Below are 12051 nucleotides of genomic sequence, written 5' to 3' on the forward strand. Positions count from 1 at the left end.
TTGCCGATATTTTCAGAATGTTGCTTCACCCGGCTTCAAATCTTTGATACAACGCAGGTTGTAAGACTGAGTCGGCGACAAAGGCTCACTTGCCCCTGTCCACACTTGTGTACCCCATGCGTATGTACCGTTTGTCGTAGACGACCAGTAATAGGTATCAGGCAATGTTTTAAGCGTATTCGATCCAACGACATAGATACAAAGCGACTCACCGTAAGAAGGCATGTACCAAACCAGGTCGTCTATAGTTGCCGGTAGTGTAGTGCCATTCAGACGAAGACACTGTTGCATAGCCAAATATCCGGTTGCATTTCTTAAATCCCAGGTATTTTGCCGTCCGTTCGTAAAACTGTTAACGGCAGGCATGCTACCCTCCCCTAGCCACTTTACTCCTCCTGGGGAGTTCACATCACTGATATAAACTTCAATCGGCTTTTCGTATCTCCAGCTGACAGCTTCAGACGAAACAGTTGTTTCAGAACCATTGGCTTTATACATTTTAAGTTCCCCGCCGAAATAGCCGGGTTCGAATTTGATAACGCGCGAGTCGTCGCTATTTTCGCCGGTCACCCTAATATTGTAGGTGTATGAATAATTAGGTGAAATACTATAATTATCGGTAAAGTTGCTCCCCAGGTGGACCTGGTAGACCACAGACTTAACGATTACTCCTTCCGCTATCTGAATCCCCACAAGCTGAAGAAAGGTCGCATCCGAAGGAGCATTGGTTACCCGCCTATCCGGGGATGTAAACGGAACCGGTTGATGAATGTTGACCGGTAAATATAGGTCGTCAATAGTTGCGGGAGGAACTATTTGTTGTTGCGTATAATTAATATACTTGACAGTTTCCCCGGGAAAAGCAGCAGTCCGACCTACTGAATAATAAAAACTCTTTTCAGGAATATTCATTAGCTGACAAGTCCAGGCAGAAGGATATTCTGCCTGCATCTCGTTGTCCAACGAGATATTTATTTTCACCCGGGCCACCGTGCGGTAAAGCATGATGTCGGCCTGTTTACCTACCGAAACGACCAAGTCTGTGCTCCCAGCCAAAATAATCCGGTCTCCATCAGTCGGATCATTGAACAAGGGAAAACCAGCATTACCGGAGAGTATTCCCATGTTCTCAAAATCAGCCAAGGAAGTCTCATCTATCGACAAACTGCTAAAGGTACTCTCAGCAGTATTCGCTATTACGATAATCCTGCTCTTAGTAGCTTGTTCATCGTTTAACAGGACATCTTTTACGGAATTACTGTCGATAAATTGTTTAATGACCAATTTGCTTGAAGGAACGGTTCCGTCGAACTGAAACACCCAGAAGTTCTTTATTTCTTGTTCCAAGGAACTGCTACGGGTTACTGGGGTTTTCACCATGCTTATTTCCAACCCTTTACATACCTGCGTTGAAGTAACTACATTACCGCCCGCTTTTGTACCGGAGGATAAAGGAGATTGTACAGGTTGTATGTTCAATGCCAGTTCTACGGGGACAAGCTTGCCGGGTTCGCCTTCCCGGGATGAGGACGTATCGGTATACTTTTCGTCCGTGCAGGCGCCCAACAGGATTATCAGGCTTATTATGTGTATAAATTGTTTCATGTCTGCCATGTTTCTATTCGGGTTTATAATATGGGTCTAGGTTTGTCGGCATCTCTGACGCAACGAACATAAAGAGTTTCTGCTTTGGGAGTTTTTGCGGAAAATATCCAAGAGACATCGCTACCGTAATTACTTGTAGAATAAGCTGTACCGGCGTTATATTCTGTGGCACTCCAGAGGTCATTACTATGTTGTTTAATAGCATCGTTAGGCAGATATACACAGGCAAACAATTCACCTATTCTGGGTAAACGCCAGTCAGTGTACCCTCCATCCCTAAACTCTACACAAGCCTGTTTGGCTGTAAGAACTCCGGTTGTTTCATTTTTCCATGGAACCATTGCTCCTCCTGCCGCCAGATTTCGGGCAACCATTACCTTCGGATAAGCCGCCTCCGACTTCATCACCTTCCTCCATGCATCAAATAATATTGATCCAAAATCGGTATTTATATCCACGTATGCTCCGTTATTATCTTCAGCGACTTCCCCCAGATAAGTATGGTAAATATGATTCCCGGCAGATAAAACAGTTGCAGAAAAGCCTGCGTAAGCGGTATAATCTACTGTAACCGGCGTCTCCCCCACTGTCCCTTGTCCCATCGAACCCCCGATCGAGACTTCCTTCCAGTTGGATAAGGAGAGTATCATTTTTGAGTTGTTATATACGATATTATAGGTATTGTGCATGCCTTTCCGAAGGCCGCACTTCCCATCCGAATCCGCATTCAGATGCGCTTTTGCAAGGGGGAAAGAGAGTACTTTGCGAGTTCCGTCCGCATCTTCTGTAGTAACACGGAGTACAAGATCGGAATCCTTGATATCCGTACTCATAAATGCCGGAACGAGGAAGTCGAATTCAGAAGGTGTGCCTCCCGTCTCTTCCAACGGTATATCTATGACAGGATCACAATTTATCGTAAGCGGACCGGAAGTGCCTTTGATTACATCACCGGTCTTGGGATTGACAGTTCCCTTATTCATGATCCCTATCTTAGTATAGCCCTGAGTATTATAGCTATTTTCGAGACTAATAATCCTAACCAGAACGTCGTTTTCATCCGTCAGTTTCGACAGTTTGACCGTCACCCAGCAGTAGGCATGGGAGAATGTTAATGCGATAGGAGTTCCATCGGCCACCTGCTGTGTACTGGTAGGCGATGATAAATAAAGCAGGTCTTTGCCGACTGATACGTCGCCGGTCAAATCGAAAGGTACAGCGGTGGAGGTAGCCCCCGACGTCCACGGATAGTAGCCTGTAACATTGATCTCATCTCCCTGTTTTGCTTTCAGGGAGAGGGTCCTATCGTTTTTGTCGGTATAAGCCCATATATCGTCCTGGCCGGTAGCCTGTGTGAGGATCGATTTCATATTATCATTCGAGCCGGCAGCCAGCTGATTGCCCGTCCCGTCGGTAATGAACATGCCGAATGTATGCGTTCCATCCGGAAAGGCCTCTCCTGTTAAAACACCGGTTCCTTGGGCTGTCCGGGTGGACGGACTGTCGGATATGGAAACGGCAAAGCATAGTTCGGAGCCTACCGTTTTTTTCTTATCTCCGGGAAACTCACTGTTATCGCAGGCCGTAATGTATAATCCTAAAGCGCATACGCCGATAATTCCCCATAGCCGATTTGCTTTTTTTCTTATGATCATATCTGTGTGCATATTTTCTGTTGTTCTTATTATCTGACTTCACGGACACATCTTATCGAACAGGCTTCTGTTTTTTCCCGTAGGCTGATCTCCCCTGCTGCATTTACGGCATAAACCTTGTCGTCTTTTCCCTCCGTTGCGCTCCAATAAGTTACGGAGCTTTCGCCGAGCGAAGTAAATCCTTTGGATTGATTGATCGTTTCTTTGTTAAGCCACAAGAGACATAACTCCGACAACCTGGGTAGTCGCCAATCGCTCAGTCCCTGTCCACGGTAGTCCCAGCACGCCTTTTTGGCTACCAATACACGGTCTGGTTTAGTCGTTCCGGTTTTCCATACGACAGTGCCCTCTACATTATCGGGGGCAATCACCAGTGTTCCGTAAGGCCCTTCTCGTTTGAAAACATCAGCGACACCCTTGTAAATACCACCGTTCCCTGTTCCGTTGTAAGTGTTATCTTTAGCTTCTCCCAGTAAGTTATTATACCAGAGCGCAGGTTTCACTTTTCCGTCATCCGTTGTAAATGCTTCTATTTTCTTTTGGATTGTGAAAATCTTTGATTGTCCATTCTCCTTCATCTCCCCTTTCGTTATTATCCCGTTTATCCCTCCGTAGTTCATCCGTACCACCATATCCGGACTGGGCGAGCTGTTCTTTCCCGCTACCCAGTCGGTGATGCCGACCGTGAAAGTCAGCCCGGCAGGTTTGCCACTGTAAGCTGCTTCGGGAGTGGGATATCCGGGAAGGGTTACGCTGGAAATGGAATATCGGTAGATATTATTGCGAAATACGTCAATTAATGCAGTCCCTTCTGTGTTAGTCCGGGCGGCCGTAAAGTCGATACGGTAATAGTTGGTTTTCCCCTTGTACAGGCCACCGACGACAAGGGCGGTACGGGCCTCGTGGTTTTCATCGTAGACCGTACCTCCGTTGAAAGCGACTTCGGGAATATATATTCCGGCTTTGCAATAGGTGTTGTTTGTAATAGCTGTTCCTGTGTATGCAAAGTTGACGGTACTCAATGTCCCTACAGGCGAAGCAGCGGTGACGGACGGCATTCCCGCATCATCATAGTGCAGGTTATCTATGACCGGCAAGAGTGAATACGCGCTTTGGGGTTTAAATACATAAACCGCAGTCAGGTCGAATTTCACATTTCCTTTATCCCATGTACCACTGGCATCCTGATAAGTACCGACCCCTACATCCACCCGGGTCACGGCACGCAGCAGGTTGGCTCTAAGTCGCATTCCTTCGGTTATTTCCAGCGGTATGTCGGGACTGTTACCGGCAAAGCCGAACATCGGTATCCCGGTGTCGGCAAATGCCGGCCCAGTACCCGACTCCCCTTTTACCAGGACGGTCTGTGCCTCCCCGTATGTCATGTCGGTGTTTACTTGTGCGAACGGATTTTGGTTGGCGATCAGGAGTAGTTTCGTGTCTGCCGTCCCTGACAGGCTACGACGGAGGGAGAAGCTGAATTGCCCGTTCCCCCCGCCGGTTACCAGTTTTCCGGTTACATAATATTTCAGTCTGTAAGTTCCGCCGGTTACATCCGGCTGGAATGCCAATATATATAATGTTCGTATGGCGTTTTCCTGATCGGTTGTCATCCCTTTGGTGGTGAGGGTATGTTCGCCTGTGACAGGGTTTACCGCCAGGGTGACTGTCGTGAACCCACCGTCTTCACCATTGCTATCGTCACCCCCTGTTCCTATTTCTTTACTACAGGCACATAAGAAAACCGCTACGCACAGGAATGCGGCAAGTCTGCTTATTTTCAATGTATGTGAATATTTCATGTGCATATTTTGTCTGTTTGTTTATCGAAATTATTCGTATGCTATTATTTGGTGACGGAAACCGTCACATCGGTAGTGTCCCATTCGGGCGGTTTTATCTCCAGGTTACCATCGAAGGAAGGTGGGGTATCGAATTTGATCAGCAATGTCAGTTCCTTACCCGGAACAGGGATAATCGGCTTTCCGCTGCTCGTCTGCGTGATACTTTTCAGCAGTTCCCCTCCGTGGAAGACTTCGATTCCGATCCCCTCACCGCCGACAGCGGGAAAGAGACGGAAGACCGGGATAATGTAATCATTCCTGGTATCGAAGGTACCGGTCAGGCGGTGACGGGTCTTGCCGCCGTAACTGCCCGAGAAGTCAATATGTCCGGCCGGTTCTCCAACAACAACGGAGTAATCACCGCTTTCCGTGCCGGTAGCGTCCGGCAATCCGTCGATCGTTATATGTATAGACGCCGTGGTCGGCAGCATAACCATTTGTAACGGTTGCCTGTCGTCGGGCATCGAGGTGTTATCTATTTGGATGGCTCCCCAAAACAGGTCGGGGGGCATGTTACTGAAAGTTTCTCCAGCCCGTACGGGCGAAAGGGTTTTCAGTGTCAGGTATCCCTCTTCGAGGGAGTCACCGAGTTTTAGCGGCGAAAATTCGAGACCGCTGTCTTTGCTGTTTCCCCATGCTATGCAGTGGAGGACGGAGGTCTGCGGGTAATCGAGAACGATAGTCCCCTCGACCTGTGTGCTGGTGCGGCCTAATAACCGCTCCTGATCATCGAATACAAATACCTCTATCTCGCGAATGGCATCGGTCTGAGATCCGGAGGAGCAGTCGAAACTTAACTTCTGTTTCCTTCCATTGTTGACAGGTTCCTCTTTTTTGCAACAGGCGGTCGTCAACAACAACAGCAATGACAACAATGGCAACAGAGACTGTAACCGTTGGCGGGAAAAGGTAGGAGATGTATATTCGTTTTCGTTCATTTTTTATTATTCTATAGCTGATAATGTGTCGGCAGTATCGCCAACATACTTCGTTCGGAGTAGAAGACATGCCCGGATCAATGAGAGAAGGGGCCGTGCCAAACTGACACAGCCTCTTGGAGATATTAATTATTGTCCAAAATCTTTATCTGTAGTTACTGCATTCCAATCTGCGGGGGTAACCTGCACATCCACTGATCCGGGAACGATAGGGGTATCCGGGTCCTCAGTACCGCCACCACCATTTTCGTCCGGCTCAAAGTTTCCGTGGAATTTCATAGATACATTATAAGCTTTACCCGGTTCTATCACACTGGCATCATTAGCGATAAAAGTGACTGGGAAATACATCTCTTTATCCATCGCACCATCTGTCTTTTCCTTCCAGAGGTATTTTATCAGTAAGGTAGTCGGCTTATCTTGATCCGAATTCTCGAAAACATACCAGTAAGCGATGTCTTGGGTTGCTGCATCACCAGGGGCAAACGCTGTAATGGAGCTAAGCGATTGACTGAAATCTGCAACTTCAGTATCTGTCTGACCGTTTCTGCCTGTAGCCCATGTCGATGTTATTGCAGGTCTTACATTGCCTGCTATAATATCGATGTAAGAGTTGTTACCCATAAGGTAATAGGCACTTGTCTGTACATTTGTCAGGATAGCACTATCAAATTTGAAGTCTGTTCCATACACTCCTGTGCTACCAGCCTCTCTTGACAGTGATTTCAAAATGATTTTCGACGCGATAAAGTTTAAAGAAACAGAGGCAGTAGCAGCGGTTGCTCCTCCAATACCACCGGTTATAGTCGTTGTTGAACCCGACATTAAAACATTTCCTTCTGTTTGTGCAGGAGCAACGGCAGGAGCAGTTACAATAAGGGATGCCTGGGCATTTTTCAATGCAGTAAGAGTCTGAACGTTCAACGCTTCTCCACTAGCAGTCAAGTCCTTACCTATATTAGCGATTACATAGATTTCCGTAGTTTGGTCTGTTGTTGCAAGATTGACTTTTTTCTTATTATCACCGGCATCTACCAAAGTACTAAAATACTTTTTAGTAACGATAGAACCAGTCGTTGTATTAACTCCGAATACGGTAAGGTTGGTAATCGCTTTATCGGTAGCATTGGTTGCTGCCCCTGCAGCTTTTGACGACAATGAACCGCCTCCAATGGTCAGATCTATCAACCTTGCTTTTCCTTGTGGCACAGGCGGATCAACACTCGTTTCCTCTTTTGAACAACTCGCCAGTGCTGCTATCGCCAGCATTGACAGAAAAATAGATTTTACTTTCATTTACTTTAGTTTACATTAATAATAGTGTTACTTAAAAAAACATCTGTATTCATATCGCGCATGTCCACAGAGGAAACAACACCTATGCCTTCCTGGTAGAAAAAGATGGAATAAAAACAGGATTCTTCTCCATTTCTGCTATCAGAATGACCTGATGTAAAACGTAACCTTTTGCTACTTAGCGATTATACAATCATGGATAAAAACACTTAGTACATTAAGAACCATGGAAAACAAACCATATTTCAAAGCTTATATTTAATCAGTTGTTGTTTACAACAGACAAGTAGCATGTAAATAGAGAAATGGTAATAGTAAAGAAGACTCCCTTTGGTACCCAGCAGGTATGAGAAAAGTGAACAAAAAGGGTAATATTTGTAGAATAATTACTCTCAGGCCAGTAATTTTAATGGCTACATTTTGGAGAATGTATTATTTTGTATATCTTTGCGGCATCGTAGACATAGTTCTTAATGAACTATGTCTATTTTTGTTTATCAAGAATGCCAATGCGTTAACTAATTTGTGCTTTCATTGCCAATCAACAGTTATGGCAGTAATGAAATTACCTCCCAAAGCGACTCAACCATAAAAAAATGTAAATTGATAACAGGTTCGTCTACTCTTTCGTGTGCCCAGGTTGTATGATAAGGGACATGAACAGCATAGCTGCCGAGATTTAGTGGAGGGAGGATATCGGAGCGTACAGAGTTTCCTATCATCAGGAACTCGTCCGGACGGATATCGAGATGATTGAGCAGGGCGCGATATTCACGGTCGGTTTTATCGCTCATGACTTCTATATGATGAAAAAGATGTTCGATGCCGGAACGACGCAGTTTCTGTTCCTGATCGAGCAGATCACCTTTAGTTACAACGATCAATCGGTAGCGACCCACAAGAGCATTGAGGGTATCCTCCACTCCATCCAATAATTCTACAGGTTTGGAAAGTTGTTCTTTTCCAAGAATAAGGATTTTCTCAAGTATACTGGCAGGGACTTTCCCATCAGTAATACGGATAGCTGTTTCCAGCACTGAAAGAATGTAGGCTTTAACCCCATAGCCATAAAGAGGCATGTTGTTACTTTCTGTACGAAAGAGTTCGGCCGAAACAGTTTCCCCATCCACATAAGGGGCCAATAAAAGACGGAGTTTCTGCTCCGTCTCCAGGAAATAAGTTTCATTCACCCAAAGCGTGTCGTCGGCATCGAAACCGATGACCTGTATTCCTTCTATCATAAATTAGCTTGTTGTAGTATGTCAATCATTATGGGTTTGAATCCGCTTACAAAACATTCCACAGCAATAACCATCAGGATAAGGCCCATCAGACGCATCATCACGTTGTTGCCTGTTTCCCCCATATACTTATTCAGCCGGGTAGATGCCCGGAGGATCAGGAAGGTGATAAAATAGACGGATGCGATCACACTGACCAGCAGGATCTTCTTTATCAATGTATTTGCATCTTCCATCAACATGATCCCGTTGGCGATAGCGCCCGGACCACAAAGCATCGGGATGGCAAGCGGGGTGACGGAGATATCGTTTACATAGGTTTTCACCTCCTCGTCTTTGAGTTTTGCCTTGGAATAACGTGCCTGAAGCATGTCAAATCCGATGGTAAAGATAATAATACCTCCGGCAATACGGAAACCATTCGTAGAAATGCCAAAGAATTTAAAGAGGAATTGTCCGGAGAAGGTAAAGACCATCAGGGTGATAAACGATACGATCGTGGCACGGCGGACAATGGTTTTACGTTCGTCATCACTCATCCCGTTCGTCATGGTCAGAAAGACCGGCATAGTGCCCAACGGGTTTGTCAGTGTAAAAAAGGAGGTGAAGCACAAAAGGGCGAAAGGGAGTAAGGTGTCCATAATAACAATGATTTAATAGGTTTATGTAGGGGCGGGGGTTGCCCGCCCCATTATCATTTGTCACGTTATTGTCGGGAAGGGCGGGCAAACCCCACCCCTACGTATGTTTATTCATCCCACACCAGGTAAGCGGAAACCAGCCAATGGTTGAGCTTGTTGCCGTCTATCTCCTGAGCTTCGGGAATGCTGACCGTCAATGTATGTTCGCCTGGTTGGATATCCGTCAGTTCCACTTCTTCGGGAACGACATCGGAACCCGGACACCAGTTGGAACGGGAGAAGTCGGAAGAAGCGACCGGCTCTTCCACCTCTTTTTCGGCATACCCTTTAGGGCCGATATAAGAAGCCAGACGTCTCTCCAACCAAACACCTGTCGCCGGATTAAAACGGCGGAAAGAGGCACAATCGTTACGCCAGGGGATGAAGCTCAAAACCTCCTCTCCATCTACCGAGATAACATTCTGCTTCTGGACAAACTCGTCACCACCATTATGCCCACCATGCCCGGTTACGATATATTTCAGGCGGACGTTCTTCGCTCCTTCCGGGATAGTAAAGCCGGTCGAGACGTCTTTGCGGGCAAAGATATCCGGATAAGACTGGCCGATATAATAAACAGTGTTCATTAACGGTTCTACATGCCTCTTCGTCAAAGCATCACAAGTGATATCCGACTCGTCCACATCGATTGTCACGCTGGCAATATATCCCTCGGCCGTCCAGGTATCGATAAAGACACCGACATAAGCACCACCTTCAAACAAAGGATACAGGTCGGTGATATTCTGCTCCCAGCTTACGCTGTCAGCCCACTGGTCGATATAAACCGGTTTGCGTTTGCTGCTCAACGAATCGTCCGCACTGCTGTAATGGCCCACCCCGAACGGTGTCATAAAACGCATCAGCTCGACTGTCGGTTCATAGTCTTCACCGGAAACGATACCGATCATATTTTCCAGCTTCGTACTGTCTACAGCCGGAAATTGTTTCTCCCCTTTAGCGATATTCAGCAAATTGATCGCTGACTCTTTCGGCAGGATAAAGCAGGAACCCGACTTATCCCAACGGTCGCCGTTGGATGCGATCGTCACTTTCAGGTTGACGGAAACATTGCGCTTATAGTCAGGCAACGTGACCTTTTTCAGAATGATACGTCCGTTTACCAGATGATAGATACTATCCGGTCCCGGCTCACTATAACCGGCATACTGATCCGGTGTGAACTTCACCGGCGTGTCATGAAATACCTGCACGGAATAGTCACCCATTGCCGGTAATTCGCGGTGCCCGCATGCCGTCAGCAACAGGGCACCTGCCAATGAAAATGAGAATAAGATTTTCTTTGTCATTGTTGTTTAGAATTTAGTAAGTTCTTTGATCAGCTGTTTCTGTCCCGCAACCTTATCCGCATGGATGCAAGGACCGGTTACACAACCGCCTTCGCAAGCCATGACCTCGATAAACTGTGCCGGGGCTTTGCCTGTTTTGGCATAGGCACGAAGCAGGGCAACATTCTTTTTCGTCAGGTTGGCCACCTGTACGGCGTTCACCTGTTCCTCTTTCAGATACACTTTTACGGCATTGATAACACCGCCACTCTGTGCAAAGCCATGCGCTTCACGCACAGAATTATAGAGAACGGAGAAGGGTTTTGCTTCTTCTACTTTGATATCCAGTCCTTCCAGAATAGAACCAATCTCTTCGAATGTCAGTGTGAAATCGACTGCCGGGTCCATCTTCACCTCCTTGCGCTTGGCTACGCACGGACCGATAAAGACAACCTGGGCATTGGGGTATTTCTCTTTGACGATGCGGGCAGTATAATACATGGGAGAACCGGTAGAAGAGATATATTTCTTCAGATCCGGAATATGTTTCTCCGCCAACTGCACATAGGAAGGACAGCAACTGGTCGTCATAAAAGGTTGTCCTTCTTCCAGTTTCTCCTTCAACTCTTCTGCTTCCCGGCGGGTTGTTTCCATCGCTCCCTGGGCTACTTCAACAATCTCCGTGAATCCCATCGCCTTGATCGCACCATATACATTTTCCACCGGCGCACTGAATTGTGCCAGGATGGAAGGAGCTACAATGGCGATCATCTGTTCCTTATTACGCAGGCGCTGCAAGACATCGAACACCTGCGATATCTCGAAGATGGCACCGAAAGGACAGGCATTCACACATTTACCGCAATAAATACATTTCGATTCGTCGATATGCTCCACGCCATATTCGTCCTTACTGATCGCTTTCACCGGACAAACTTCTTCACAAGGGATCGGAATATATACGATGGCATGGTAAGGACAGTTCTGATGGCATTTACCGCAACTGATACAGGTATCATGGTCTATCCGCGCCTGTCCGTTCTTCTTGAACTGGATGGCGTCTTTCGGACAGTTCATATAACAGCTACGTGCCACACAACCACGGCATAGGTTTGTAATTTCATAGTTTACCTGTACACAGGAAGAACATGCCTCATCGACAACGCACATCAGGTTTTCTTTCTTGTTTTCCGGACGTAACAGTGCTCGTTTGGCATATTCGGACAACGGAGTCAGTTCGTCTATTTCATCCTGCATATCGAATCCCAGCAGAGGAAGTGTCTTGTATTTCCAGACTGCACGCTCCTTATGTACACAGCAACGGCCTATCACTTTCGATTTACGGGGACTTAATTCTATGGGCAAACGGTCAATCTCGTCCAGGAGACGATTCTCTTTCCAAAGTTTCACTAACTTCGCCATCAATCCGTGGCGCACAATCATTACGTTGTTGGTAAATGCCATGGTGTTTTGTTTATTTGTGCTTTAATTATGCAAAGATAG

The 12051-nt window shown here is 46.5% G+C and carries 9 protein-coding genes; all 9 read right to left on the reverse strand.

Going from position 1 to position 12051, the window contains the following annotated elements; genetic code table 11:
- Positions 1-12 precede the first annotated feature (12 nt).
- Positions 13-1605, reverse strand: a complete 1593-nt coding sequence (locus DWW23_RS13670; protein ID WP_122353861.1) for a DUF4906 domain-containing protein — start codon at positions 1603-1605, stop codon at positions 13-15.
- 23 nt (positions 1606-1628) lie between these two features.
- A complete protein-coding gene (locus DWW23_RS13675) occupies positions 1629-3260 on the reverse strand; it encodes a fimbrillin family protein (RefSeq protein ID WP_158583188.1) in 1632 nt (543 codons plus the stop codon).
- A gap of 29 nt (positions 3261-3289) precedes the next feature.
- Positions 3290-5068, reverse strand: a complete 1779-nt coding sequence (locus DWW23_RS13680) for a fimbria major subunit (RefSeq protein ID WP_122353838.1) — start codon at positions 5066-5068, stop codon at positions 3290-3292.
- A gap of 38 nt (positions 5069-5106) precedes the next feature.
- Positions 5107-6042, reverse strand: a complete 936-nt coding sequence (locus DWW23_RS13685; protein ID WP_122353839.1) for a FimB/Mfa2 family fimbrial subunit — start codon at positions 6040-6042, stop codon at positions 5107-5109.
- A 129-nt stretch (positions 6043-6171) separates the two neighbouring features.
- Positions 6172-7338 (reverse strand): hypothetical protein, encoded by a 1167-nt coding sequence (locus DWW23_RS13690; protein ID WP_122353840.1) that lies wholly within the window; start codon positions 7336-7338, stop codon positions 6172-6174.
- Positions 7339-7886: 548 nt separating this feature from the next.
- Positions 7887-8579, reverse strand: a complete 693-nt coding sequence (locus DWW23_RS13695) for an HAD family hydrolase (RefSeq protein WP_222941139.1) — start codon at positions 8577-8579, stop codon at positions 7887-7889.
- A complete protein-coding gene (locus DWW23_RS13700; protein WP_075558727.1) occupies positions 8576-9220 on the reverse strand; it encodes a MarC family protein in 645 nt (214 codons plus the stop codon). The genes DWW23_RS13695 and DWW23_RS13700 overlap by 4 nt, the downstream gene beginning before the upstream one ends.
- 107 nt (positions 9221-9327) lie before the next feature.
- Positions 9328-10569, reverse strand: coding sequence for a PNGase F N-terminal domain-containing protein (locus DWW23_RS13705; protein WP_122353841.1), 1242 nt, complete (start codon positions 10567-10569; stop codon positions 9328-9330).
- Positions 10570-10575: 6 nt separating this feature from the next.
- Positions 10576-12012, reverse strand: a complete 1437-nt coding sequence (locus DWW23_RS13710; RefSeq protein ID WP_122353842.1) for a monomeric [FeFe] hydrogenase — start codon at positions 12010-12012, stop codon at positions 10576-10578.
- Positions 12013-12051 lie beyond the last annotated feature (39 nt).

The sequence above is a fragment of the Parabacteroides sp. AF14-59 genome, from assembly GCF_003479515.1.
Classification (GTDB): Bacteria; Bacteroidota; Bacteroidia; order Bacteroidales; family Tannerellaceae; genus Parabacteroides; species Parabacteroides faecis.